The organism is Achromobacter sp. FW305-C-28 (assembly GCF_058783235.1).
In genome coordinates this window covers 172,605-195,769 of sequence record NZ_JBYSYL010000005.1, presented here as the reverse complement: position 1 = coordinate 195,769, position 23,165 = coordinate 172,605, and the positions used below count along the sequence as shown (strand labels likewise).

At 68.1% G+C, this 23,165-nt stretch carries 26 protein-coding genes; 15 read left to right on the top strand and 11 right to left on the bottom strand.

Features of this window, described 5'->3' with window-relative positions:
• The first annotated feature begins 23 nt into the window (after positions 1-23).
• The 8 genes from AC3WMR_RS15135 to AC3WMR_RS15100 are packed head-to-tail and all read left to right on the top strand — an operon-like array spanning position 24 to position 7,283.
• On the top strand, positions 24-1,409 hold the full coding sequence (locus AC3WMR_RS15135; RefSeq protein WP_492264376.1) for an LLM class flavin-dependent oxidoreductase: 1,386 nt from the start codon (positions 24-26) through the stop codon (positions 1,407-1,409).
• A 33-nt stretch (positions 1,410-1,442) separates the two neighbouring features.
• Positions 1,443-1,985, top strand: a complete 543-nt coding sequence (locus AC3WMR_RS15130; RefSeq protein ID WP_492264377.1) for a carboxymuconolactone decarboxylase family protein — start codon at positions 1,443-1,445, stop codon at positions 1,983-1,985.
• 37 nt (positions 1,986-2,022) lie between these two features.
• The gene (locus AC3WMR_RS15125) at positions 2,023-3,243 is read left to right on the top strand and encodes an ABC transporter substrate-binding protein (RefSeq protein WP_492264378.1); all 1,221 of its coding nucleotides are present in this window, start codon (positions 2,023-2,025) and stop codon (positions 3,241-3,243) included.
• Positions 3,244-4,023, top strand: a complete 780-nt coding sequence (locus AC3WMR_RS15120) for an ABC transporter ATP-binding protein (RefSeq protein ID WP_492264379.1) — start codon at positions 3,244-3,246, stop codon at positions 4,021-4,023.
• Entirely contained in the window at positions 4,020-4,763 is a 744-nt protein-coding gene (locus AC3WMR_RS15115; RefSeq protein WP_492264380.1) for an ABC transporter ATP-binding protein, read from the top strand. Before AC3WMR_RS15120 ends, AC3WMR_RS15115 begins: the two co-directional genes overlap by 4 nt.
• Positions 4,760-5,620 carry a branched-chain amino acid ABC transporter permease gene (locus AC3WMR_RS15110; RefSeq protein ID WP_492264381.1) on the top strand — a complete coding sequence of 287 codons (861 nt, stop codon included), beginning with the start codon at positions 4,760-4,762 and terminating at the stop codon, positions 5,618-5,620. The genes AC3WMR_RS15115 and AC3WMR_RS15110 overlap by 4 nt, the downstream gene beginning before the upstream one ends.
• Complete coding sequence (locus AC3WMR_RS15105) at positions 5,617-6,498, top strand: branched-chain amino acid ABC transporter permease (RefSeq protein WP_492264382.1); 882 nt, start codon at positions 5,617-5,619, stop codon at positions 6,496-6,498. The genes AC3WMR_RS15110 and AC3WMR_RS15105 overlap by 4 nt, the downstream gene beginning before the upstream one ends.
• Positions 6,499-6,542: 44 nt before the next feature.
• Positions 6,543-7,283, top strand: a complete 741-nt coding sequence (locus tag AC3WMR_RS15100; RefSeq protein ID WP_492264383.1) for a hypothetical protein — start codon at positions 6,543-6,545, stop codon at positions 7,281-7,283.
• Here AC3WMR_RS15100 and AC3WMR_RS15095 read toward each other — a convergent pair.
• A complete protein-coding gene (locus tag AC3WMR_RS15095; RefSeq protein ID WP_492264384.1) occupies positions 7,246-7,857 on the bottom strand; it encodes a TetR/AcrR family transcriptional regulator in 612 nt (203 codons plus the stop codon). The two genes, AC3WMR_RS15100 and AC3WMR_RS15095, sit on opposite strands and share 38 nt — an antisense overlap.
• Before the next feature lie 189 nt (positions 7,858-8,046).
• Here AC3WMR_RS15095 and AC3WMR_RS15090 point away from each other — a divergent pair, with 189 nt between their 5' ends.
• On the top strand, positions 8,047-9,276 hold the full coding sequence (locus AC3WMR_RS15090) for a hypothetical protein (protein ID WP_492264385.1): 1,230 nt from the start codon (positions 8,047-8,049) through the stop codon (positions 9,274-9,276).
• A gap of 5 nt (positions 9,277-9,281) precedes the next feature.
• Here the strand turns inward: AC3WMR_RS15090 and AC3WMR_RS15085 are convergent, their stop codons facing one another.
• The 3 genes from AC3WMR_RS15085 to AC3WMR_RS15075 form a co-directional block, all read right to left on the bottom strand.
• Positions 9,282-10,643: a hypothetical protein gene (locus AC3WMR_RS15085; RefSeq protein ID WP_492264386.1), complete on the bottom strand. Its 1,362-nt coding sequence runs from the start codon at positions 10,641-10,643 to the stop codon at positions 9,282-9,284.
• A gap of 12 nt (positions 10,644-10,655) precedes the next feature.
• On the bottom strand, positions 10,656-11,135 hold the full coding sequence (locus tag AC3WMR_RS15080; protein WP_492264387.1) for a type III secretion system chaperone: 480 nt from the start codon (positions 11,133-11,135) through the stop codon (positions 10,656-10,658).
• Positions 11,136-11,275: 140 nt separating this feature from the next.
• The gene (locus tag AC3WMR_RS15075) at positions 11,276-12,412 is read right to left on the bottom strand and encodes an FAD-dependent oxidoreductase (RefSeq protein WP_492264388.1); all 1,137 of its coding nucleotides are present in this window, start codon (positions 12,410-12,412) and stop codon (positions 11,276-11,278) included.
• A gap of 72 nt (positions 12,413-12,484) precedes the next feature.
• Here AC3WMR_RS15075 and AC3WMR_RS15070 point away from each other — a divergent pair, with 72 nt between their 5' ends.
• Positions 12,485-12,925: a MarR family winged helix-turn-helix transcriptional regulator gene (locus tag AC3WMR_RS15070; protein WP_492264389.1), complete on the top strand. Its 441-nt coding sequence runs from the start codon at positions 12,485-12,487 to the stop codon at positions 12,923-12,925.
• On the opposite strand, the gene AC3WMR_RS15065 is transcribed toward AC3WMR_RS15070, so the two are convergent.
• The 4 genes from AC3WMR_RS15065 to AC3WMR_RS15050 all read right to left on the bottom strand — a co-directional run bounded on the left by AC3WMR_RS15065 (position 12,916) and on the right by AC3WMR_RS15050 (position 16,406).
• Positions 12,916-13,320, bottom strand: a complete 405-nt coding sequence (locus tag AC3WMR_RS15065) for a PRC-barrel domain-containing protein (RefSeq protein ID WP_175191281.1) — start codon at positions 13,318-13,320, stop codon at positions 12,916-12,918. The two genes, AC3WMR_RS15070 and AC3WMR_RS15065, sit on opposite strands and share 10 nt — an antisense overlap.
• 66 nt (positions 13,321-13,386) lie before the next feature.
• Positions 13,387-13,695 carry an ElaB/YgaM/YqjD family protein gene (locus AC3WMR_RS15060; protein ID WP_492264390.1) on the bottom strand — a complete coding sequence of 103 codons (309 nt, stop codon included), beginning with the start codon at positions 13,693-13,695 and terminating at the stop codon, positions 13,387-13,389.
• A 143-nt stretch (positions 13,696-13,838) separates the two neighbouring features.
• On the bottom strand, positions 13,839-15,608 hold the full coding sequence (locus AC3WMR_RS15055) for a thiamine pyrophosphate-requiring protein (protein ID WP_492264391.1): 1,770 nt from the start codon (positions 15,606-15,608) through the stop codon (positions 13,839-13,841).
• 198 nt (positions 15,609-15,806) lie between these two features.
• Positions 15,807-16,406 (bottom strand): TetR/AcrR family transcriptional regulator, encoded by a 600-nt coding sequence (locus AC3WMR_RS15050; RefSeq protein WP_492264392.1) that lies wholly within the window; start codon positions 16,404-16,406, stop codon positions 15,807-15,809.
• 193 nt (positions 16,407-16,599) lie between these two features.
• Here AC3WMR_RS15050 and AC3WMR_RS15045 point away from each other — a divergent pair, with 193 nt between their 5' ends.
• The 5 genes from AC3WMR_RS15045 (at position 16,600) to AC3WMR_RS15025 (ending at position 21,409) form a co-directional block, all read left to right on the top strand.
• Positions 16,600-17,655 carry a sugar phosphate isomerase/epimerase family protein gene (locus tag AC3WMR_RS15045; protein ID WP_492264511.1) on the top strand — a complete coding sequence of 352 codons (1,056 nt, stop codon included), beginning with the start codon at positions 16,600-16,602 and terminating at the stop codon, positions 17,653-17,655.
• A 38-nt stretch (positions 17,656-17,693) separates the two neighbouring features.
• On the top strand, positions 17,694-18,578 hold the full coding sequence (locus tag AC3WMR_RS15040; protein WP_492264393.1) for an alpha/beta fold hydrolase: 885 nt from the start codon (positions 17,694-17,696) through the stop codon (positions 18,576-18,578).
• Positions 18,579-18,581: 3 nt separating this feature from the next.
• The gene (locus AC3WMR_RS15035; protein ID WP_492264394.1) at positions 18,582-19,499 is read left to right on the top strand and encodes an alpha/beta hydrolase; all 918 of its coding nucleotides are present in this window, start codon (positions 18,582-18,584) and stop codon (positions 19,497-19,499) included.
• 166 nt (positions 19,500-19,665) lie between these two features.
• Positions 19,666-20,310, top strand: coding sequence for a hypothetical protein (locus AC3WMR_RS15030; RefSeq protein ID WP_492264395.1), 645 nt, complete (start codon positions 19,666-19,668; stop codon positions 20,308-20,310).
• Entirely contained in the window at positions 20,303-21,409 is a 1,107-nt protein-coding gene (locus AC3WMR_RS15025; protein WP_492264396.1) for a hypothetical protein, read from the top strand. Before AC3WMR_RS15030 ends, AC3WMR_RS15025 begins: the two co-directional genes overlap by 8 nt.
• A 16-nt stretch (positions 21,410-21,425) precedes the next feature.
• Here AC3WMR_RS15025 and dmeF read toward each other — a convergent pair whose 3' ends face one another.
• The 3 genes from dmeF to AC3WMR_RS15010 form a co-directional block, all read right to left on the bottom strand.
• Positions 21,426-22,478: a CDF family Co(II)/Ni(II) efflux transporter DmeF gene (gene dmeF, locus AC3WMR_RS15020; protein ID WP_492264397.1), complete on the bottom strand. Its 1,053-nt coding sequence runs from the start codon at positions 22,476-22,478 to the stop codon at positions 21,426-21,428.
• A gap of 83 nt (positions 22,479-22,561) precedes the next feature.
• Positions 22,562-22,834 (bottom strand): metal/formaldehyde-sensitive transcriptional repressor, encoded by a 273-nt coding sequence (locus AC3WMR_RS15015; protein ID WP_025139120.1) that lies wholly within the window; start codon positions 22,832-22,834, stop codon positions 22,562-22,564.
• A 38-nt stretch (positions 22,835-22,872) separates the two neighbouring features.
• Positions 22,873-23,154 carry a hypothetical protein gene (locus tag AC3WMR_RS15010; protein ID WP_492264398.1) on the bottom strand — a complete coding sequence of 94 codons (282 nt, stop codon included), beginning with the start codon at positions 23,152-23,154 and terminating at the stop codon, positions 22,873-22,875.
• Positions 23,155-23,165 lie beyond the last annotated feature (11 nt).

The window sequence follows — 23,165 nt, the reverse complement described above, 5'->3', positions numbered from 1 at the left end:
TTTTTCGCCGCCGCTTTCCCCCGATGCCCAAGATCCTACGTTTCAATGCCTTCCTGATGAACTGCGCAGGCGGGCACCTGGCGCCGGGACAATGGCGGCATGGGCCGGATGCCGCGGCCTCGTATCTCGACGCCGAACACTGGACGAATCTCGCCCGCCTGCTGGAAGCCGCTTGCTTTGACGCGCTGTTCCTGGGCGACGTGCTGGGCGTGTATGACGTCTACGGCGGCAGCGCCAACGCGGTGCTGCGCTCGGGTGCGCAGACGCCGATGAATGATCCGTTTCCGCTGGCCGCCATCATGGCGGGCGCGACCCGCCACCTGGGGTTCGGCATCACCGCGTCTTCTTCGTACGAAGCGCCCTACGTGCTGGCGCGCCGCTTCACCACGCTGGACCACCTGTCGCGCGGCCGCATCGCATGGAACGTCGTAACGTCGTACCTGGACAGCGGCGCGCGCAGCCTGGGGCGCGACGCCTTGATGTCGCATGACCAGCGCTACGACCTGGCCGATGAATGCCTGGATATCTGCTACCAGCTGTGGGAACGCAGCTGGGACGACGCCGCCGTGGTGCATGGCGCCCGCGATGGACTGTATGCGGACCCCGCGCATATCCGCCCCGTGCGCTATCGCGGCCGCTACCTGCAATCCGAAGGCGTGTACCAGTGCGAGCCTTCGCCGCAACGCACGCCAGTGCTGTTCCAGGCCGGCGGCTCGGCGCGTGGGCTGGCGTTCGCCGCGCGCCACGCCGAATGCGTGTTCGTCGGCGCACCGACGCTGGCGGGCACGCGCAAGGCCACGGCCCAGGTACGCGAGGCCGTGGCCGCCGCCGGCCGCGACCCGCGCGCCGTCAAGATCTACGCCATGTTCACCGTCATCGTCGACGCCGACGATGCCGCCGCCCAGGCCCGCCTGGCCCGCTACCAGGCGCAGGCCGACACCACCGGCGCAGCCGCCCTGCTGGCCGGCTGGACGGGCGTGGACCTGTCGCGCCACGCGCTGGACGATCCGCTCGAATACGTGGACACCATCGCGGGCCAATCCGCGCTGGCGGCGTTCAGCAAGCTGGACCCGTCACGCCGCTGGACAGTGCGCGATGCGATCGACTATGTCGCGCTGGGCGGACGCGGACCGGTGATTGCCGGCGGCCCGGCCACGGTGGCCGACGCGCTGCAAGCATGGGCCGACGAGGCCGACCTGGACGGCTTCAATCTGGCCTGCGCCGAAACGCCTGGCACCTACGCCGACATCGCCCGCTACCTGGTGCCCGAGCTGCAACGCCGCGGCGCCTACCCCACGGACTACGCGGCCGGCACGCTGCGCGAAAAGCTCGGCGCCGCCAGCCCCCGCATCGACGCGGCACACCCGGCCGCCCGCATCGCCGCCGACATCGACCGCCTTGCCGACTGATTTCCCCCTTTCATCGATCCACTGGAACCGACCATGCCCCGTGTTGCCGAACGCGCCCCCGACACCCTCGACCCCGCCCTGCGCGCCCTGTACGACAGCTATACGCAGGGCGGCACGGTGTTCGCCGACCAGTTCTCGGTGCTGGCCCAGGTGGACCCGGCCGCGCGCCACCTGTACGGCATGCTGGCCGAACTGAAGACGCGCGCCGCGGTGCCATATCGCTACATCGAAATCGCCATCGTGGTCGTGTCGTTGCTGAACGACTGCCCCTATTGCGTGGCCAGCCACGCGCCGCGCCTGGCCGTCGAAGGCATTACCGAGGCCGGCGCCAACCGCCTGCTGGACTACGCCGACCACCCCGAACTGACCGACGTCGACAAGCTGGTCGTGCGCTACGCCATCGAGGTCACGCAGTCGGCCCAACGCGTGCCCGACGACCTGTTCGACGCATTGCGCGTGCATTTCACCGAAAGCCAACTGGTCGAGCTGACGCTGCGCATCGCGCTGTGCGGCTTTTTCAACCGCTTCAACCAGGCCCTGCAGATCGGCGAACACGCGTCCGACGTGCACGCCTGATCCCCTCTTCTTCACGCCCCCTTACGCCGCCATGTCGATGCCCACGCTGAACCGCCGCCACTTCCTGTCCCTGTCCGCTGCCGCCCTGGCGCTGCCGCTGATCCCGCGCCTGACGCGCGCCGCCACCGGCGAGCCCGTGCGCATCGGCGTGTTGGCGCCGCTGACCGGCGGCGGCGGCCCCTATGGCCAGGGCATGGCGAACGCGGCGCAAAAGGCCGTCGAGACCATCAACGCGGCCGGCGGCGTGCTGGGCGGACGGCCATTGGAAGTGGTGGTGATCGACGACGAAAGCAACCCCACGGCCGGCGTGGCCGCGGTGCGCAAGCTGCTGGACGTGAACAAGGTGATCGCGATTGCCGGGGTATGGAGCAGTGCCGTCGCCATGGCCATCAAGCCCATCACGCTGGAGCGCGGCGTGCCGCTACTGGTCAGCGGCTCGGGCGATGAAGTGACGCAGGGCGACAACAAGGGCCTGGTGTACCGTTTCCAGGCGCGCGGCAGCGACTGGGGCCCGGTATTTGCCCGCGCCATCCACAAGGCCGGCGGCCGCCGCGCGTCGGTGCTGGCCTTGCAGACGCCGTTCACGCTGAGCCTGGCCAACCCCTTTGCCGAGACCTTCAAGGCGCAGGGCGGCGAAATCCTGGACGTGGTCTATTACAACCCCAACCAGGCCTCGTACCGCGCCGAAGTGGAAAAGGTCTTTGCGCGCAAGCCCGACGCCGTGTTCGTGCCGAGCTACCTGCCCGACCTGTCGGCGATTGCCCGCGAGGTCTACCGTTCCGGCTTTGAATCGCCGATCTACGCCAACTCGTCCGCGGCCGACGCCGAAGGCGCCTTCATCAAGGCCGTGGGCCGCGACGTGGCCGAAGGCATCCACCACATCCAGTCGATTCCGCCCATCAATTCGTCGGCCTACAAGCGCTTTGCGCAAGCCGCCGGCATCGACCCCGCCACGCTGGCGATCTTTCCATCCAATGTCTGGGACCAGATCTCGGTGCTGGCGCTGGCGATCGAACAGGCTGGCAGCGCCGATCCGGCGCGCTACGCCGCGGCCATCCCGCTGGTGGCCAATGGCCAGGGCACCAGGGTGGAATCGCCAGTCGACGGACTGAAGGCGCTGCGCGCCGGCCAGGCCGTGGCCTACAGCGGCGCCGGCTCGCAGTTCACGTTCACGCCCAACGGCGACCAGCTCAACCGCGAGTTCGGCCACTTCGTCATCAAGAACGGCGCCAACCAGCTGCTCGAGGTCTTGCATTAATTGACGCCGCCCCCCGCTTCCCCGCTGCTGCGCGCCGATGACGTGGTGGTGCGCTTTGGCGGCGTCACCGCGGTGAACGGCGCCAGCCTGGCCATTCCCGCCGGCGCCATCACCGGCATCGTGGGCCCCAATGGGGCCGGCAAGTCGACCTTGTTCGACGTGCTGGCCGGCGTGCGCCGCCCTGACGCCGGCCGCATCCAGTTCGACGGCCACGACATCACCCGCACGCCGCTGCACCAACGCGCCGGCCTGGGCCTGGCGCGCAGCTTCCAGATCGCGCGCGAACTGGACAGCCTGACCGTGCTGGAAAACCTGCTGATCGCCTCGCCCGGCCATCCCGGTGACGCTCTGTGGCGGGTGTTTCTGACCCCCGGCCACGTACGCCGCCACGAGGCCGCGCTGATCGCGCGGGCCGAGGCGCTGCTGCGGCGCGTGCGGCTGGACGCTCACGCCGACCGCCCGGCCGGCGCCCTGTCCGGCGGGCAGAAGAAACTGCTGGAGATCGCCCGCGCCCTGATGCTGACGCCACGCCTGGTGCTGCTGGACGAGCCCGCGGCAGGCGTCAACCCGGCGTTGATGGACGATCTGTGCGACCTGATCCTGGCGCTGCGCGGCGAAGGCGTGGCGTTCGCCATCGTCGAACACAACATGGACGTCATCGCCGCCCTGTGCGACCAGGTCTACGTGCTGGCCGAGGGCACTGTCCTCACGCGCGGCAGCTTTGCCGAGGTCACCGCCGACCACCGCGTCATGCAGGCCTACCTGGGAGAACCGGCATGAGCGCCGCCCCCGAACATAGCGGCCTGGCACTGCGCGGCATCGAGGCCGGCTATGGCGCATCCACCATCCTGCACGGCGTCGGGCTGGACCTGCCGGCAGGGTCCGCGCTGACGGTCGTGGGCCCCAACGGCGCCGGCAAATCCACCTTGATGAAGACGGTCGTCGGCCTGCTGCGACCCGGGGCCGGCCAGGTCTGGCTGGCCGGACGCGACGTGACGCAACTGGATGCGCCGGCGCGGGCCCGCGCCGGCATGGGCTACGTGCCGCAGGAAGCCAATGTGTTTCGCAATCTGAGCGTGCTGGAAAACCTGCGCCTGGGCGGTGAATTCCTGCTGGACCGGCGCGCCCGCGCGGGCTGGCGCACGCGGGTCGAGGAAGTCCTGGCGCTGTTCCCCGAGATCCGTCCGCGGCTGGCCACGCCGGCCGGGTTGCTCAGCGGCGGCCAGCGGCAGATGGTGGCAATGGCCGCGGCGCTGATGCCGCGCCCGGCCCTGCTGGTGCTGGACGAGCCGTCGGCCGGGCTGTCGCCGCGCAACGCCGGATTGCTGTTCGAGGCCATCGCGCGCATCCGCATGGACGGTGCCACGCTGCTGCTGATCGAACAGAACGTCAAGCTGGGGCTGTCGGTGGCCGAACGCGTCGCGGTGCTGGCCGCGGGACAAGTGCGGCGCGTCGACACGCCGCAGGCGCTGCTGGCCGATCCCGATTTCCAGCGGCTCTACATGGGGGTCGCGACGTGATCCAACTGCTGTTCAATGGCCTGGTGACAGGCCTGCTGGTGGCGCTGCCCGCGCTGGCGCTGTCGCTGACATTCGGCGTGCTGCGCTTTGCCAACTTTGCCATCGGCGCCATGCTGACGGCAGGCGCCTATCTCATCTGGGCCTTCAACGCGCTGGCCGGTTGGCCGTTGCCCGCGGCCGTGGCGGCGGGCGCCGCCGGGTCCGCGCTACTGGCCCTGGCCGCGGACTGGCTGGTGTTTCGCCCCCTGCGCGATCGCTCCGGCGTCGCCTTGCTGGTGGCATCGATGGGCCTGGCCTTCGTGCTGGAGAACGCCGTGCGGCTGGTGGCCGGCGGCGCCACCCGTGGTTATGAGGTGGCCGCCTCGCGGCCCATCCGGTTGGCCGGCCTGCGCATCAACCAGGAACAGGTGCTGACGCTGGCCGTCACCGTGGCAGCGCTGGTGGCCGTGTGGCTCCTGCTGCGCCACACCCGGCTAGGACGCGCCATGCGGGCGGTGGCCGACAACGCGCCGCTGGCCGCCGTGCGCGGCATCTCGCAAGGCCGCGTGGTCGCCGCCACCTGGGCCGTGGCCGGCGTGCTGACCGCCTTGGCCGGCCTGCTGGTCGGGCTGGACATCGGTGTCGACCCGCTGATGGGCTGGAACTACCTGCTGCCCGTCTTTGCCGCCGCGATCCTGGGCGGCATCGGCCAGCCCTTGGCCGCCGTGCCGGGCGCGCTGCTGCTGGGCGTGGCGGCCGAACTGTCCACGCTGTGGCTGCCGCCGCACTATCGCGCCGTGGTGGCCTTTGCGCTGATGGCGCTGTGCCTGCTGCTCCGCCCTGCCGGGCTGTTCGGTTCCCGTTGGGTAACGCGATGACTCCCTACCTGATTTCGATTCTGACGCTGGTGTGTCTGGCCGCCATTCCCGCGCTGGCCCTGAATTTGCAATGGGGCCTGGCGGGGCTGGTGAACTTCGGCCTGTTCGGCTTCTACATGCTGGGCGCCTACGTGGCTGCCTTGCTGACCCAGGCGGGCTGGAATCCCTGGGCCGCGCTGGCCGCGGCCGTGGCCGCCAGCGCCGGGCTCAGCGCGCTGGTCAGCCTGGTGTCGATCCGGCTGGCCGACGACTACCTGGCCATCGTCACGCTGGGCTTTGCCGAAAGCCTGAAACTGATCGCCATCCACGAAGACCGCTGGACCCGCGGCAGCCTGGGCATCTCGGGCATCGCGCGGCCGGTCGAGGGCGACGGCGCCTTCCTGGCCGTGGCGGTCGCCGCGCTCGTGGTCGTGTTCATCCTGGCGCAGATCCTGACCCGTTCGCCCGTCGGCCGCACCGCCCGCGCCTTGCGCGACGATCCGGTGGTGACCGCCACGGCCGGCAAGAACGTACTGGGCTTTCGCATTCGCCTGTTCGCCGCGGGCGGCGCAGCCATCGGGCTGGCGGGCGGGCTGCACGCCTACTACTACCAGTACATCGACCCGACGCAATTCGGCGCCATCATCACCGCCTATGCCTTCATGGCCGTCATCATCGGCGGCCGCGGCAGCCATGTGGGAGTGTTGGCCAGCGCTTTCACGGTGGTATTGCTGCTGGAGGGCACGCGGTATCTCGACGCCTACACAACCTGGCTGACGTCCGCCCAGCTCGCTGCCCTGCGGCTGATGCTGATCGGCGCGGCGCTGATCGCGGTGCTGATCTTCCGGCCCCAGGGCATGCGGCAACCTTACCGGCTGCAGCGCGGGCCCAGGACCTGATGACAGGGCGGGGCCGCCCCCGGGCACCCGCCCCAGGCGGTAACATGGTCGCCGCCATGCCCGCCCTCTTTCCTTCCCCGCAAGCGCTGACCTCCTATTTCTGGAGCGGCGACGTCATACGCAGCCGCAGCGTCAGCGCCCGCGTGGCCACGGCCACGCTGGACGTGCCCGAGCCCCCCGCCCGCCTCGCAGCCGACTGGACCCGCGAAATCGAGTCGCGGCTGGCGCTGGAACCCGGCGATGTGGAACAGATGCCCCTGGCGCGCACCATGACGCGCTGGCCCGACTACGGCCTGTGCCTCAAGGCCATGCGCGAATGGACCGCCGCGCTGGGCCTGGGCGACGTGCTGGCAGCCAGCGACATCGCGCTGATGGCCTGCCGCGGCGCGCGCTATCACCACGACGGCATGCAGTACGGCAGCGCGGCCTTCTGCAATCTGTTCATCAGCGAAGACAAGGGGCTGGACCTGATCTACCCCGGCACGGGCCAGCGCATTGCGCTGACGCGAGGCACCGCCGTGCTGTTCGATACGTGCCAGCCGCACGGCGTGGTGCCGCGCGGGGCCAGCCGCTTTAACGAGGCGGATTTTCCCGATGCGCGGGACCTGTCGCAGGTGTTCCTGACGTGGGAATTGCCGATCGAAGACGCCCGCGTGGCAAGCGCGCTGGGCATCGCATTCGATGTTGCCGCCGACGCCCCGCAGCAAGGTGAAGAACAGGTGCGCGGCGACGGCGTGCGCCTGGGGGTCAGGCCGGAGTGCGGGGCGTGGGAACCGGCAGGCTAGCGGCCGGTCGCAGCGCGTCCATGGTGGTCTGCACGATGTGGGCGCGCCATTCGCGCGTCAGACCCGCGCGCACGGCCTGCATCGCCGTCATGCCCATGCCCGAGAATGCACAGGTCACCCGCACGATGCGTTCCATGTCCAGCTGCTTGACGTCGATGCCCAGCGCTTCGTACGCGATCATGCCGATCTCGACCAGTTGCGGATCGCCATCAGGTTCGCTGTCGGCAATGCCGCTGGACAGGGCGGATACGCCGGGCCAGTCGTAGGTGAACTGCACGCCCGCCTCGACCACGGCGCGGTCGCGCTCGGGGCCGACGGGCAGGTCGCGCACGTCGGCCAGCACCTGCCGCATGTGGGCGCGCAGCGTGTCGATGGCGGCTTCGTAGAGGGCGAACTTGCTGGCAAAGTGCGTAAGCAGGGTTTCGCGGGATTGCTTGGCCGCATCCGCGATCTGCTGCATCGAGGTCTGGTCGAAGCCGCGCCGGGCGAACAAGGCGGCGGCATGGTCGATGATGTCGGCGGGGATGCCGGACGGGAGTTCGGCGCGGGAGTCGGGTTGAGAAAGCGTGGGCATGCCGTTGCGGTTCCGTTGAGGCGCTGACGTGGCCGCCAGGTGACGGTCGCGTCGCAGGCGATTTCCGCATGATAAACCATAACGGTCTATTTTCAACCGTATTGGTTGGCTTTTTATCTATCGCGTTATGACGCGATCGGCCGGCTCTTGTATATTGATCCGACCCCCAAACTCCTGGACGGCGATCCGATGTCCCGCTTCTCGACCCGTTTGCACGGCTCACTGCTTGCCGCGCTGGCCTGCGTGGCCCTGGGCAACGCCCATGCCGCCCCGAAGATCGTCTACACCGGCACGCTGCAAGGCGCCGGCGAGGTCGTGATGGAACTGGACGCACAGGCGGCCGCGAACGGCGTGCTGAACGGGCGCTATTTCTACCCGAAGACGGGCGTCGACATTCCCCTGCACGGCACCGCGCAGGCGCTGGCGGAACCGCCGCCCTTCTGGAAACGCAATCAACCGGGCAATACGGCAGCGGCCGAGACGCCGCCCACCGCGGCCACCTGGCAAGGCACGCTGGATGCGCAGGGTTACCGCGGCACCTGGACGGATGCGCGCAGCGGCAAGCCGCGCGCATTCGAACTGCGCCGCGTGGCCGCATACGACCCCAAGGCACGGCCGGCCACCGAAGTCCACAACGGCATTGCCACCTTTCCCGAGATCAATGCCGCACAAGCCCCCTACGACACGCTGAAGCTGACCGGCCACGCCGAACCGGTGGGCGATGAAATCAGCCAGGGCGCGGTGGCCTATCGCATGTGGCGCGATCCGCGCACGCAGTTTCCGTATCCGCGCCTGACGCGCCACCCGGATGAACAGGTCCGCGCGCGCGTGAATCACCTGCTGGAACAGCGCCATTGGCGAAAGAGCCTGGGCGCGCTGCAATGCAAGGCCGAGGCCTATACCCGCATGGGCGATTCTCCCAACGCGGGCACGCTGGGCAATTTCGACGATGAGGTCATCACCGTCACCTGGCTGTCGCACGCACTGATGACGGTGACCGAAAGCGGCAGCCTGGATTGCGGCGGCGCGCACCCCGACAACCATTTCGAGCCCTACACCTACGACCTGCTGCGCGGTGAATACCTGGACTGGAACCGCGTCTTCGACGCCTACGCGCCCGGCGGCCGCGGACGGCCCCAGGCCAGCGCAACCCTGGTGGACATCGCGGCCACGGTGCAACGCACGCTGGCCGCCGCCGAAGCCGAAGGCACCACCAAGGACCCCTCCAAGGACGGCTGCGCCAGCCTGTGGCCCGACAACCTGGTGCTGGGCACCCAGGCGCCCGGTGCGCTGAGCCTGTCGGTGTCCGGCGTGGGCCATGCGTCGGGCATCTGCCTGGGCACGCTGGCGCTGGTGCCGTTCAGCGATCTGACGCCCTATCTGAAACCGGGCGGGCAGGCGTACCTGGTCACGGACTGAGCCCGTCAGGCCGACAGCAACGCGGCGTACTGCGCCTGCCCTGCCCGGATGAAGCCGACGATCTCCTGGATCGAATGCATGTCCAGCACATTGGGGTCCTTGAACAGCGCTGGACTCATGTCGTTCTGCAGCAGCAGCTTGTTCAGCGTCAGGAACGCGGCGGTGCGGATGTTGCCGTCGGCGAAAAGGTGATGCTGGTCCAGATCCTGGCAACACTTGGCGATGCAGGCCAGCTTGGCGTCTTCGTTCTGCGCCAGGGCAAGCTCATCGTGATAGGTCTGGATGATGGCGGCCGCCTTCTCCCGGCATTGCTGCGCCGGTTTGGCCTGCGCCACCACATAGTCCACCCCTTGCTGGGGATGCGTCCGAATTCGTACCCAGGCCTCGGGATCGCTCGCCTTGCTCGAAGCCTCGAATTCCAGCCTTCCATCCGCGGACCAATTGTTCAGGCCCAGGCCGAACATGACCCCCTCGTTATCCCGATAGCCCTGCTGAAACAGGCTGCCCGTTCCCATCTGGTCGCGCTTATGCACGCCCGCCACCGCGGTATCGTGCAAGGCCTCGTAGCTGTCCGCGGTCAGTGGTTGGGTCACTTCATCCAGCATCAGGTTCAGGGCGCTCAACATGCCCGCCATGTAGCCGCGTTCGTTCTCGAAGTAGGCCGCGCCATAATCGTGGTGTTGCCCGTCCATCACCAGTTTGTAGGCGTCGCCGGCGGCATCCTCCAGTTTGCCCAGTCTGGTGTCCGCCAGCTGTTGGGCTCGTTCCCCGAACCGCACTTGCTCCAGGCGCATGCGCAGCACCGAATCGGTCTTGTCGCGAATTTCCGGGCCGATTCCCTGCGCATCGCGCAGTTCGGCAATCATGTCAGTGATTCCCTGCCGCATCTGCCCAGGCGTGGCGTCGACGCCGAACTGCGTGATCAGCCGATTCATCATGACAATGTCGAGTTCACTGTGGAACGCATAACCCAGGTCGGTACGCGGCGACAAGACGTTTGTCTGGCCGATGGCGTCCCACTTGCGGCATAGCGCCGCGCAATCCGGCGGCGCGAAGTCCTCGGCCACGTGCAGCGCTTGATGCACCAGCGCGGACGTCAGCGGCAGGCCGCTATCACGCGCACGCTCCAGCAGATCGCGCAGCACGCCCATCGCCTGGTCGGAATGCCCCGCGCCATGCAACGCCGAGAACAGGTTGTCGAATGCCTGCTGATTGTGAATCGCGTAGTCGGGCACGGTGTGCGGCGCATTCAGGCCGTGGACGCCGCCGCTGCCGTTCAGCACCACCCGCGTCGTGTCGCCCGCTTGCGCGATCTGACGCCATTGTTCAAGCCCGACGGGATTCTGGATATTGCTTTCGATGCCCATGTCTCGCTCTCCTCAGGCCCGGTTGATCAATGCGCCCGGATCGCCGGGCCTTGAATCGACCGCCGCGTCCTCAGCGGCGCCTTGCCGCGCGGCGCGCTCGGCCAGCCGCGCGGTCCAATAGGTCGCCATGCCGCTGAAGGACTCGAACACGGCGCCAAAACGCTGCGCGTGCAAGGCCTCCAGCGGTTCGTGATAGCAAAAGGTGATGGCGTCGGTCAGCTCGCTCACGCCGAAATAGCCGCCGCCGGTCAGTGCCCCCTGCATGTTGCAGCGAAGCAGATGCCGCAACAGCGATGCGTTGCCCGGACCGGCGGCACTGCCCACCAGCGCGGTCCAATGCACCCGATCCTGCCCTTCGTTGTAGCTGATGTGCACCCAGCATGATTCGTTCACCTGAACCGAGCAGACCTGCGCGTCGCTGACGGGCAGGTCCGGCGTTCCCAGCCGCTGACCCAGCTCGGCGACACGTAGACGGAAGACTTCGGCACGCATGGTCCTCTCCCTGCAGTGGGGTGCGCACGTCGGCGCACTGGAGCCACCGCCCTGATGGCGCTGGCGGTCCAGGCGTTAGTAACCGGCACGGCCGCCTGGTTCCATCGCCGCCGACGCTTCCTGCCCGCTCTGACCCGCCGCTAGCGACGGTGTGCGTCCAACTGCGCCTGCAAGGCCTGCCCGCCCTCTTGCTCGAACATTTCCTCGAACGACTGCGCGCATTGCGCCGCGATCTCGGCCGCGCGATCCAGCATGCGGGCTTCGTAATGCTGCTGCGCGGCACGCCAGTCGTCGCCGCCGACCAGCGCTTCGGCCAGTTCCGCCGCATCCAGCATGGCCAGGTTCACGCCCACGCCCAGCGGCGGCATGACATGGGCGGCATCGCCAACCAGGGTCAGACCCGCGCGGTGGGGCCAGCGCGTGCCCGGCGGCAAGGCGACGATGGGCCGCAGCGCCGCGATCCGGTCCGCCTGGCGGATCATGGCCAACAGCGACGGCGCCCAGCCGGGAAAGCGCGCCAACAGGTCTTCGCGCGTCATGCCGGCGAGCGCCAGATCGGGGCGGTCGGTTTCTTCGGGGCTTGTTCGGATCGCCGCATAGACGCGCAGGGTGGCGTTGCCGTTGCGCTGCGCGACGATGCCCGCGCCGCCATGCATCGAAAAATAAGTGCCGTGGCCCACGCGCCGGGCGATCTCGGGATGACGCCGGTCGACATCGGTGAGCCACAACTCGACGAAGGTGACGCCGGTGTAGGCCGGCTGCACGGGCGTCAGCGCGGCGCGCACCCTGGACCAGGCGCCGTCCGCGCCCACCACCAGATCGTAGGGGCCTGCCAGGCCGCCCTGGCATCGCAGGTCATAACGGCCATCGCGCCGCGCCACGACCTCCTGCAAGCGTGCGCCCCAACGCACCGCGTCCGGCGGCAAGGGGCGCAGCAGCAGTTCGCGCAACACCACGCGGTCGATTTCCGGATGATCGCCGGCGCCGGGTTCAGGGATTTCCTCGCGCAGCAGCTCGCCCGTGGCATGGTCGGCCAGGCGTTGTTCCTGGTCTTCGTGCCGGGCAGCCGCCATGAAGGCGTCGAACAGGCCCGCCTTGTGCAACGCCAATTGTCCTTCGCCGGGATGCAGGTCCAGCGATCCGCCCTGATCGCGGGCGTCCAGGGCGGCGTCGGCCTCGAAGATGTGGGCGCGCCAGCCGTGGCGTTGCAGCACGTTGGCGACGGTCAGGCCGGCGGGGCCGGCGCCGATGATGGCGATGGCGAGGGGTTGCGGCATGGCGGCATTTCCTTTAACTTCATAGGTGCCTATCTATATTACATAGGTGCCTATTAAATTAAAAGGACATTCATGGCCGCCCCCGTCGATTGGCAATCCCGGCAGATGCCAACCCTGCTCATCAACCAGTACGCCCGCGTCATGGCCAAACAGGTCGACGAGCGGCTGCGTACGCTGGGCGTGACGGCGTCACAATTGCCGGTGCTGGTGGCATTGAAGGGCGGCGGCCGGCTGACGCAGAAGGAATTAGCCGAAACGACATGGGTCGAGCAACCCAGCATGGCGCAGTTGCTGGCGCGCATGGAACGCGACGGGCTGGTGCGGCGCGAACCGTCGCCGACCGACGGGCGCAGCAGCCTGGTGTCGCTGACGCCCGCGGCGATGCGCAAGCTGGAGCCAGGCCGCGCCGTCCTGAAACAGATGGACGACGAGGCCTGCGCCATCTTCGAGCCGGCGGAACGTGAACTGCTGGCCCGCCTGCTGCTGCGCCTGGTGGAAAGCGCCTACCAGTAGATGTCCTGGTTGTAGTACTTGTGCAGGTCGCGGGCCCAGGTTTCATCGGCCATGCGCGGCCAATTATCCTTGTCGAAACCCGGCGCGTTCTTCAGGGTTTCCTTGTCCACGTGCAGCACGAAGCACTTGCGGTCGGTATCCAGCTTCAGGGCGGCCCACGGAATGGCGAAGAGCTTTTCGCCCATGCCCAGGATGCCGCCGCGCGACAGCACCGCGTAGGCGACGCGCCCGCGCGGTACGTCGATCATGATGGCCTTGATGTCGCCCAGCGTGTCGCCTTCGGCGTTGTAGACGTCGTTGCCTTCCAGCGTATTGGCCGCCATCACTTCCGGGCCGGGCCCCTGGGCCGAGGTCTTCGGGCCGCCAACGATATTCGTGGTTTGCTGTTGTTCCATCGCTACTCTCCTGTGCGGGGGATTCCCGCGCTGTCCATCATGAAATAGGGAACTGCCGAAGCGGCGCTAGCGGCGCCGGTATTCGGACATCAGGCACAACCCGGCCAGCGCACCCACCAGCGCCGCCCCGGCAATGCTCTTCCAGGCGTTTTCATGCACGTAGCCGTCGGTGGCCTCGGACACGTCCTTGGCGCGCCGCCAGGCGCGCTTTTTCAAGCCCCGGGCCTCGGCCCGCGCGGAATCGAGCTGGTGCTTCAGGCGATCGCGAGCCGCCTCGACCTCGGCGCCGCTGTAGCTGGCCGTGCTGCGCAGCAGGTTCTCGGTTCCGGAAATCAGTTCGCGCAACGTCGTGCCGTCGCCGTTTCGTGTAGTCATGGCACCTCCTTGAAGAAATGACCGGTTCAATCAGGCCTGTGCCGGCCTGTCCCCGGGCGCGATGACTGCCCCGGGGCCTGACCTCTCCGCAAGTCCCGTTCCAGGGGTACCAAGCCCGCTGCGGTTGCCGCGCGTCGCGGCGCTCAGCTCGCCCACCATTGCTTGATCGTGGCGCGCAATGCCGCCGCCCCGACCGCGGGGTCTTCCTTGCGCAAGGCGGCCATGTACGCGCCAAACTGCTTGAGCGAGATGTGCGGCGGCATCGGCGGCATGTCGGGGTCGGTCACGATTTCCAGCACGGCCGGGCGGCCTGCGCCCAGCGCCCGGTCCCAGGCGGCGCCGACGTCGTCGGGCGACGTCACGCGGATGCCCTCCAAACCCAGCATGCGGCCGTAGTCGGCATAGGAAAACGAGGGCAGCCATTGCGAATCGCCAAAACGGGGGTCGCCGCCCATGACGCGCTGCTCCCAGGTCACCAGGTTCAGGTCGCCGTTGTTCAGCACCATCACCACCAGGGTCGGATCGCTCCAATCCTTCCAGCGGTGCGCGATGGTGATGAGTTCATTGATGCCCAACATCTGCATCGCGCCATCACCCACCAGCGCAATCACCGGCCGGCCCGGATAGGCCAGCTTGGCCGCCACCGCATAAGGCACGCCGCAGCCCATGCTGGCCAGGCCGCCGGACACCGAGCCCATCATGCCTTCGCGCAACTGCACATCGCGGGCATACCAGCTGGCGGCCGAGCCGGAATCGCAGGTCACGATGGCGTGCGGCGGCAGGCGGCTGGACAATTCCAGGAACGGCCGCTGGGGATTGACCGGCCTGGCCTGCACCATGGCGCGGGCCGTGACGGTCTCGTGCCAGCGCTGCACGTGTTTTTCGATGCGGTCGCGCCAGCGGCTGGACGCCTTGGGTTCAAGCAGCGGCAGCAGCGCTTCCAGCGTCAGCCGGGCATCGCCCACCAGGCCGACCTCGACGGGATAGCGCAGGCTCAGCTGGCGCCCATCCACGTCGATCTGTACCGCGCGCGCCTGGCCTTCGCGCGGCAGGAATTCCGCATAGGGAAACGACGTGCCCACCATGAGCAGCGTGTCGCATTCGTTCATCATCTCCCAGCTGGGCTGCGTGCCCACCAGGCCGATCGCACCGGTGACATACGGCAGCGCATCGGGCAGCACGGCCTTGCCCAGCAGCGCCTTGGCCACGCCGGCCCCCAGGCGCTCGGCCACCGCACGCACTTCGTTGCCGGCCGCCAGCGCGCCGGCGCCCACCAGCATCGCCACGCGTTCGCCGCGATTCAGGATGTCGGCGGCATTGGCCAGGGCGGCCGCCTGCGGCACCGCCGCATGCGAGGTGATGCCGATGCCGGTGTGCACGGTGCCGTGCTCGCGCGGTGGCGCCGGCACGGCCTCCAGGTCCTGCACGTCATTCGGGAAGATCAGGCACACCACGCTGCGCCGCTCCATGGCGATGCGCATGGCGCGGTCCACCATGTGGCGCGCCTGCAAAGGCGAGGTGACCATGTGCACGAAATCATGGGCCACGTCCTTGAACAGGCTGACCAAGTCGACCTCTTGCTGGTAGTCGCCGCCCAGCGCGCTGCGGGCCTGCTGCCCCACGATGGCCACCACGGGCTGGTGGTCCAGCTTGGCGTCGTACAGGCCGTTCAGCAGGTGGATGGCGCCCGGCCCCGATGTAGCCAGGCAGACACCCACCTGCCCCGTGAACTTGGCATGGGCGCACGCCATGAAGGCCGCGCCTTCCTCGTGCCTGGCCTGCACGAATTCCAGTTTGCCATTGCGGCCGAAGGCGCCGATCAAGCCATTGATGCCGTCCCCCGGATAGCCGTAGATGCGTTGCACGCCCCACTGGCCCAGCCGGTCCAGCACGAAGTCGGATACGGTTTCCACGTCGGTTCTCCTTTGCGCTTGCCTGGGTCAATCCCGGAGCTGCGCAACTACCGTTCCTGGCCGTGGCGGGGCACTCACCGCAAGCAGGCAGTGCGCCCTTTACAAAAGCGGCAACAACGACGCATGGCGCACCGGATGGCCGCCCGCATGAGGAGGGTCGACGCGGGTGATGACGTTCGCGGGCCTGGCGGGGAAAGCCTAGCGGCGCGCCGTGGCCTCGGCCAGCGGCGCCATGGACGGCCCGATCAGGGCCAGCAGGCGCGCGCGGCTGACGCCATCGCGAGCCTGCACCGACAGCCCGTGCAGCACGGCCGCGTAGTAGTCGCCCAGGGCTTGCACATCGGTGCCGGGCTTGAGCTCGCCGCTGCGTTGCGCAGCGTCCAGGCGGTCGATGATGGATTGCGTGCGGGCCTTGCGGTGCGACGTCAGCCAGCGCATGACGGGCTCGTTGTCGGCCGCGTAGTTGGTGGCGGCGGTGACGACCATGCAACCTTGCGGACGGCCCCGGCGCGTGTAGGTGGCGACGGCATCCTGCAGCATTTTTTCGACGGCTTCGCGCACGTCGGCGGATTGCAGCGCGGTTTCGGCGAAGCTGCCGTCGCCGGTTTCGTAGCGTTCGACGGCTTCGCGGAACAGGGCTTCCTTGGAGCCGAAGGCGGCGTAAAGACGCGCCGATGCCAGCCCCGTGGCGGCAACCAGATCGGCCATCGACGTACCTTCGTAGCCATGTTGCCAGAAGGCCAGCATGGCCTGTTGCAACGCGGTGTCACGGTCGAATTCGCGGGGTCTGCCTGCCATGTCGTGCCTGAAAGGTGAATGATTTTTCGTAGTGTACCGCCGCGCTTGGCGATGGCGGCTCGCACGACGGCGCTTGCGTGCATACCTGCTTTCGGTCTATTCTTTGTCAGTCGACAAACAATTGCATCTGCCGATCCACGGCGGATCACGGACTGAAATCATCATGCACACGCCCCCCAAGCAAGCCCCCGCCCTGCAAACCCTCAAAGGCCCCAGCATCCACCTGGCGCAATTCAGCGACGCGGCCGCACCGTTCAACAGCTTGTCCGCCGTGGCCGAATGGGCCGCCGGCCTGGGCTTCAAGGCGCTGCAAGTGCCGGCCTGGGACGAGCACTTTTTCAATGTGGAATTGGCCGCGACCAGCCAGGACTATTGTGACGAGATCACCGGCATGCTGGCCGGCCACGGCCTGGTGATCAGCGAACTGACCACGCACATCTTCGGTCAGTTACTGGCCGTGCACCCGGCCTATGACGCGATGTTCGATACGTTTGCCCCGGTGCAGGTGCGCGGCAATGCGCAGGCGCGCACCGAGTGGGCCCGCCGCAACCTGCTGCTGGCGGCCCAGGCCTCGCGCCGGCTGGGCTTGACGGAAATGGGCACGTTCTCGGGCTCGTTCGCATGGCCCTACCTGTTTCCGTTTCCGCAGCGCCCCGAAGGCCTGATCGAAACCGCTTTCGACGAACTGGCGCGCCGCTGGCTGCCGGTGCTGGATGCGTGCGACGAACAGGGCGTGAACCTGTGCTTCGAGATCCATCCCAGTGAAGACCTGCACGACGGCGTGACGTTCGAGATGTTCCATGAACGCGTCGGCGGCCACGCCCGCTGCGGCATTCTGTTCGACCCCAGCCATTTCGTGCTGCAACAGCTGAACTACCTGGATTACCTGGACATCTACAAGGACCACATCCGCATGTTCCATGTGAAGGATGCGGAATTCAATCCGACCGGGCGCCAGGGCATCTACGGCGGCTATCAATCGTGGGTGAACCGCGCCGGTCGCTTTCGCTCGCTGGGTGACGGCCAGGTGGACTTCAAGGCGATCTTCTCCAAGCTGGCGCACCACGGCTATCAAGGCTGGGCGGCACTGGAATGGGAATGTTGCCTGAAAGACCAGCAGACCGGTGCCCGTGAAGGCGCGGCCTTCATCAAGCAGCACATCATTCCGGTGACCGACAAGATCTTCGATGACTTCGCCGGCGCCGCGATCGATCAGCGCCAGATCAACACCTTGCTCGGCATTGCCTGAATTCACTCTCCAACCGTAACGAATCTGGACACGCAGTCATGACCCATCCCCACGACGCCTACCTTCCCGCGGGCGCAGACTTTTCGCATCGCTATCTCATCGTCAACGGCGCGCGCGTGCATTGCGCCATCGCCGGCACTGGCAAGCCCGTGCTGCTGATTCCCGGCTGGCCGCAGACCTGGCTGACCTGGCGGCACGTGATGCACGCGCTGGCCGCCCAGGGTTACATGGCCATTGCCGTGGACCCGCCGGGCACCGGTGATTCGGACCACCCTTCCTGCGGCTACGACACCGGCGCCATCGCTGCCACGCTGCATCAGCTGATGACGCAGCTGGGCCACGCGCGCTACCAGGTGGTGGGGCACGATATCGGCATGTGGGTGGCCTATGCGCTGGCCAGCGATTTCCCGGGCGTCGTCTCGCGCCTGGCACTGACCGAGGCCGTGATTCCCGGCCTGGCGCCCGAACCGACGATCTTCGCGCCGCCGGCCGACAATGTGTTCCTGTGGCATTTCATGTTCAACCGCCTGCCCGACTTGCCCGAGGCGCTGATCGCCGGCCGCGAACAGGCCTACCTGACGTATATGTTCGACAAGTGGTCGCACCGGCGCGACCGCGTGGCGGCGCAGGCGTACATCGATGCGTATGCGGCGCCGGGCGGGCTGCGCGGCGGCTTCGCGTATTACCGCGCGATTCCCGAGACGGTGCGCCAGAACACCGAGCGCGCCCTCACGCCGTTGTCGATGCCGGTGCTCGCCATCGGCGCCGAACATGCCACCCGCGACGCGCCGCTGGTGACCATGCAGCGCGCGGCCACGGACGTGCGCGGCGCCATCATCCCGGACTGCGGCCACTTCGTGACGGAAGAGTGCCCGGATGAATTCCTGGCGCACCTGCTGCCGTTCCTGTCACGCGAGGGCTGAGCGATGCCGTTGGATCCCCGCATCAATACCTATCTGCGGCGCCTGTCGTCGGTGGCCGCGCCGCTGGACCTCTCCGCCCGCCGCGAGGCCGCCGAGATCGGCTTGCGTGAACTGCACGGCCCGCTCGAAGCGGTGGCGGACATCGACACCTGGACGGTGCCCGGCCACGAGGGCCATCCGATCCGCGTGCGCGCCTATACCCCTGAGGGCGCGGCGCCCGATGCCGTGCTGCCGGCCCTGGTGTTCGCACACGGCGGCGGCTGGTTCCAGTGTTCGCTGGCGCTTTACGACAACCCCTGCCGCGCGCTCGCCAACGCGACGCAATGCAAGGTGCTGTCGGTGGACTACCGGCTGGCCCCGGAAAGCAAGTTCCCGATTCCGCTCGAGGACTTCTACAGCGCGCTGGTCTGGGTGTCCGAGCACGCGCATCGCCTGGGCATCGACCCCGCCCGCATTGCGGTGGGCGGTGACAGCGCGGGCGGCAACCTGGCCGCGGCCGCCACGATCATGGCGCGCGATCGCCAGGGTCCGGCCATTGCTCACCAGTTGCTGTGCTATCCGGTGGTGGACCACGACTTTTCAACAGCGTCCTACCAGGCGTACGGCCAGAATTTCTTCCTGACCGAAGAAGTGATGCGCTATTGCTGGTTCACCTATCTGGTGAACGAGGACGACGGTGCATCGCCCTATGCCTCGCCGCTGCGTGCCGACCTGGCCGGCCTGCCACCCGCCACGCTGCTGATCTGCGAATACGATCCGCTGCGCGATGAAGGGCAGGCCTATGCCCGCAAGCTGCGCGAGGCCGGCGTGGACGCGCGCGACCACCTGCTGCCCGGCATGGTGCACGCCTGCATCCATATGCTGGGGCTGACGCCCGGCGCGCGCCGGCTGTTCGATCTGGCGGGCGAGGCGCTGGCGTAGCAAGCGTGGTGATAGTGGCAGGCGTGGCGCTGTCTTTCCCTACGCCGTCTTTCCCTATAATCCCCGCATCCTCCGCGAGCCCGACCGCGGCGGATACGGTTCTGATGCGACACAACACCCAGCCATAACAGCCAGACCCCCACAACGCCCACCCGGAGGCCCCGGCATGCCCTTCACGTTTCCCGTGCTTGCGTGGCTCACGGCATGCCGCCTGCGCACGGCCGCCTGCCTGACCTTCATGCTGTGCAGCCTGGCGCTGGCGCCCGCGGCCCAGGCCTTTGACCGCCAGGTCGCGACCCAGCGCTACCAGCAGTGGGTCAAGGACTTCGAAAACGACCTGACCCGGCTGGCCGCGGTGCGCGACCCCAGCGACGCGGATATCGAACGCCTGTTCGCCAATACCGTGGTGCCGTCATCACGCGCCGTGGCCTTCGTGCGGCAACTGGCCGCGCAGCCGGGCGGGTCGGTATCGGGCGGCATCGCCTTCCAGGGCGTCGCCCGCCTGACCGTGGGCGTCTTGCGCCAGGCCGTGGTGGCAGGCGATGGCGGGCCCTACACCGACACGCCACCCGGCAAACCGCCGCTGACGCTGCGCGCCTGGTATCTGCACATCGACGGCGGCGGCCGGCTGGAACGCCTTTTCAACGACCCTGACCGCGTCAAGCCCTATCACCTGCCGCCGGATGGCACGCTGGAGCGCGATGCCTATCCGTTCCTGGTGTTCGAAGACGGTCCGCGGCTGCGGCTGGGCGCCATCACCCGGGAATTCTGGGACGTCGTGCGCTTTCTGGATAACGCGCAACATGGCTGATCCGATGCGTGACCTGACTCCCAAGCTGGCCCCGGCGCTGGCCGCCACGCTGCTGGCGCTTGTCCCGATGCTGAGCTGGGCCGCGTGCCCGCCGCTCACCACGCCGTTCAACACCGACCCTGCCGCCGAAGGCCTGCGCGCCCAGCCCCTGGCGTTGCTCCTGGACGGCGAAGGCATCCTGCTGGGTCTGCGCGGTGAACGCGTGCCGGCTCGTGCGGAACTGATCTCGGTCGCCAACGACGGCGACCCCACTCCGCGCTTCTGGACCGAGGACGTGGACTGGGGCGTCTACGCCAGCGCGGCCGGGCAGCCCGCCCGCGCCGTGCTGCAACGCGACGCCGATGGCCGCCTGTGCCGCATCGACCGCAACGAGATCGTGCGCGGCCGCCTGCTGGATGCCGGCGGCTACCGGCTCGCCTATGACACCCAGGGGCGCCTGTCCGCCTATGCCGAATTCTCGCCCGGCCACCACCTGGTGCGCCAGGCCTGCGTGACCCGCGACGCGCACGGCGCCATCCGCGCCGTGTACGCCGACCAGTGCGATACCACCCCCACCCGCCCCGTCTATTTCGTGCGCAGCGAAGCAGGCCAATTGCTGCGCACCATCGACCTGCGCGCGGGCGCGGCGGGCGCCGTGGTGCGCGACCTGAATGCGGATGGCAGCTTGCGCGCCTTGTACCGTTCGCGGCCCGATCCCGACCGGCCCGGCGCCCTGCTCACCTATGCCGTGCCGCCCTCCCAGGCAGACCGCGTGCTGGTGGTGCCGGCTGGCGCCTCGCCGGTCGTCACCACCGAGATCCCCGACGAACCCTGGCGCGTGGTGCGCGTGCCGGCCGACACGCTTGAAGACGACGCCTTGCCCTCCTGGGACCCCGCCGTGCAGACCGTGCTGATGCAAGGGCGCAGCAATACGCAGGGCCAGGTCGTGTTGGCCCCCGGGCAGATCGCGCCCTTTCACCAGGCGCTGCGCGAAACACCCGGCCGGGTGTTCCTGTATGTGCATGACATGACCCGCTTCCTGCCGGTCACCGCGCTTGGTGACAAGACCTGGCAGGCATGCATCGACCCGTCACGGCGCGACGCCCAGGCCTGCGAGTAGAGTCTTGGGGCTCGCGTCAGACGGCCTGGGTTTCGACCGTCAGGTGCGACAGCCCGGTGATGTGCGCCAGCCGCGCCTTGTAGTACGCGCTGTCGCGGGGCTGGCGCGCCGCCAGCGACACGATCGCCGCGAAGTGTCCCGGCCCGACCTGCCACACATGCAGGTCGGCGATCTGGCAGTCGCCCGCCTGTAACGCCTGGTCGATCTGCCGGCGAATTTCACCGCCCTCGGCCGGCGCGTCCAGCAGCACATTACCCGCGTCCCGGATCAACGACCACGACCAGCGCGCGATCACCACGGCGCCGACCACGCCCATCGCCGGGTCGGCCCATTGCCAGCCGTAACTGCGCCCGGCCAGCAGCGCGCCGATGGCGAGCACCGAGGTCAGTGCGTCGGCCAGTACGTGGACGTAGGCGGCGCGGAAGTTGTTGTCGTGGCCGGATTTTGCGTGGGTGTCTGCGTGGCCGTGTGCGCGGTGGTCGTCGCGGACGTGCGCGTCGGCATGAGCGTGGTTGTCCTCGTGAGCATGGACGTGCTTGTCGTCATGAGCGTGCCCATGATCATGCGAGTGCACCTGCGACCGCGCATGGGCATGTCCATGCCCGTGCCCGTGATGCGCCCCGTGCGATCCACGCAGCAACCACGCCGACACCAGGTTCACCGCCAGCCCGGCAGCCGCCACGGCGATGGCTTGATCAAAGTCGATATTCACTGGATTGGCCAGCCGCACCACGCTTTCCCAGCCGATGAACAGCGCGATCAGCGCCAGCACCACGGCGCTGGCAAACCCTGCCAGGTCGCCCAGCTTGCCGGTGCCGAACGTGAAGCGCGGGTTCCTGGCCTGCCGACGCGCGTAACCGTACGCCAGCGCGGTGATCAGCATTGCCCCCGCATGCGTGGACATATGCCAGCCGTCGGCGACCAGCGCCATCGACCCGTAGAGATTGCCGGCAATGATTTCGACGGCCATCATGGCGGCCGTCAGCGCGATCACGAACCACACCCGGCGTTCGTTGCGTTGGTGGTCCTGGCCCAGGAACAGATGTTCGTGTGTGGGGGTGGGATGCATGGGAGGCTCCTGGTGTCCGCGCCGCACCGCATTGAAGGCGGGCGCGGCGCGCGTGGGGACGGCTGCCAGGTCAGCGGCAGCCGCTATTTCATGTAGGCCCGGATCACGTCCATCATTTCCGCGGCGCCCTGCTCGCGCTCTGCCTCGGTGGCCGCATGGACGACGTGCTCGTCCAGGTGCCCCTGCATGACTTCGGCCGTCAGGCCGCTGAGCGCGCCGCGGGCGGAGGCCAGTTGGCGCAGGACTTCGCCGCAGGCCGTTTCGGCCTCCAGCGCCCGCTCCAGGCCGTCCAGCTGGCCTCGGATGCGGCGCACGCGCGCAATCAGCTTTTCCTTCTGGCGGATGGTGTGTGCCATGGTCTACCTGTTCAATATAGTATGGGGGACTATATTACCTAGGCACAAAAAAAACCGCAATTCCCGGATCGTCGCCAGTTCGGCCCTACCATCACGCCCAAGCCATCATTCGAGTTGGTGCAGTTGGGCGCCGCGGGCCGACGGTGCTTGCGCGTCGCTGTGCCCGCTGCTGCGCCAGCTACTGCGCCCGCCCTATTCAGGTACGCCTGGCCGCCGATCTCGATGATCTGCTCTTCGCTCAGGCGGCGATGCCAGTGGGAATACAGCACCTGCCGATCGGACGCGAGGCCGATCTCGTGCTTCAGGTAGTGATGGATCACCCGACTGATCC

Bases quoted from the DNA above. Each gene is read 5' to 3' on its own strand.
- AC3WMR_RS15025 (WP_492264396.1), top strand. From the start codon at position 20,303: ATGGCTGATCCGATGCGTGACCTGACTCCCAAGCTGGCCCCGGCGCTG.
- AC3WMR_RS15125 (WP_492264378.1), top strand. From the start codon at position 2,023: ATGCCCACGCTGAACCGCCGCCACTTCCTGTCCCTGTCCGCTGCCGCC.
- AC3WMR_RS15115 (WP_492264380.1), top strand. From the start codon at position 4,020: ATGAGCGCCGCCCCCGAACATAGCGGCCTGGCACTGCGCGGCATCGAG.
- AC3WMR_RS15070 (WP_492264389.1), top strand. From the start codon at position 12,485: ATGGCCGCCCCCGTCGATTGGCAATCCCGGCAGATGCCAACCCTGCTC.
- AC3WMR_RS15085 (WP_492264386.1), bottom strand. From the start codon at position 10,643: ATGGGCATCGAAAGCAATATCCAGAATCCCGTCGGGCTTGAACAATGG.
- AC3WMR_RS15050 (WP_492264392.1), bottom strand. From the start codon at position 16,406: ATGGCAGGCAGACCCCGCGAATTCGACCGTGACACCGCGTTGCAACAG.
- AC3WMR_RS15090 (WP_492264385.1), top strand. From the start codon at position 8,047: ATGTCCCGCTTCTCGACCCGTTTGCACGGCTCACTGCTTGCCGCGCTG.
- AC3WMR_RS15065 (WP_175191281.1), bottom strand. From the start codon at position 13,320: ATGGAACAACAGCAAACCACGAATATCGTTGGCGGCCCGAAGACCTCG.
- AC3WMR_RS15030 (WP_492264395.1), top strand. From the start codon at position 19,666: ATGCCCTTCACGTTTCCCGTGCTTGCGTGGCTCACGGCATGCCGCCTG.
- AC3WMR_RS15135 (WP_492264376.1), top strand. From the start codon at position 24: ATGCCCAAGATCCTACGTTTCAATGCCTTCCTGATGAACTGCGCAGGC.
- AC3WMR_RS15060 (WP_492264390.1), bottom strand. From the start codon at position 13,695: ATGACTACACGAAACGGCGACGGCACGACGTTGCGCGAACTGATTTCC.
- AC3WMR_RS15095 (WP_492264384.1), bottom strand. From the start codon at position 7,857: ATGCCCACGCTTTCTCAACCCGACTCCCGCGCCGAACTCCCGTCCGGC.
- dmeF (WP_492264397.1), bottom strand. From the start codon at position 22,478: ATGCATCCCACCCCCACACACGAACATCTGTTCCTGGGCCAGGACCAC.
- AC3WMR_RS15075 (WP_492264388.1), bottom strand. From the start codon at position 12,412: ATGCCGCAACCCCTCGCCATCGCCATCATCGGCGCCGGCCCCGCCGGC.
- AC3WMR_RS15040 (WP_492264393.1), top strand. From the start codon at position 17,694: ATGACCCATCCCCACGACGCCTACCTTCCCGCGGGCGCAGACTTTTCG.
- AC3WMR_RS15105 (WP_492264382.1), top strand. From the start codon at position 5,617: ATGACTCCCTACCTGATTTCGATTCTGACGCTGGTGTGTCTGGCCGCC.
- AC3WMR_RS15035 (WP_492264394.1), top strand. From the start codon at position 18,582: ATGCCGTTGGATCCCCGCATCAATACCTATCTGCGGCGCCTGTCGTCG.
- AC3WMR_RS15015 (WP_025139120.1), bottom strand. From the start codon at position 22,834: ATGGCACACACCATCCGCCAGAAGGAAAAGCTGATTGCGCGCGTGCGC.
- AC3WMR_RS15100 (WP_492264383.1), top strand. From the start codon at position 6,543: ATGGTCGCCGCCATGCCCGCCCTCTTTCCTTCCCCGCAAGCGCTGACC.
- AC3WMR_RS15080 (WP_492264387.1), bottom strand. From the start codon at position 11,135: ATGCGTGCCGAAGTCTTCCGTCTACGTGTCGCCGAGCTGGGTCAGCGG.
- AC3WMR_RS15130 (WP_492264377.1), top strand. From the start codon at position 1,443: ATGCCCCGTGTTGCCGAACGCGCCCCCGACACCCTCGACCCCGCCCTG.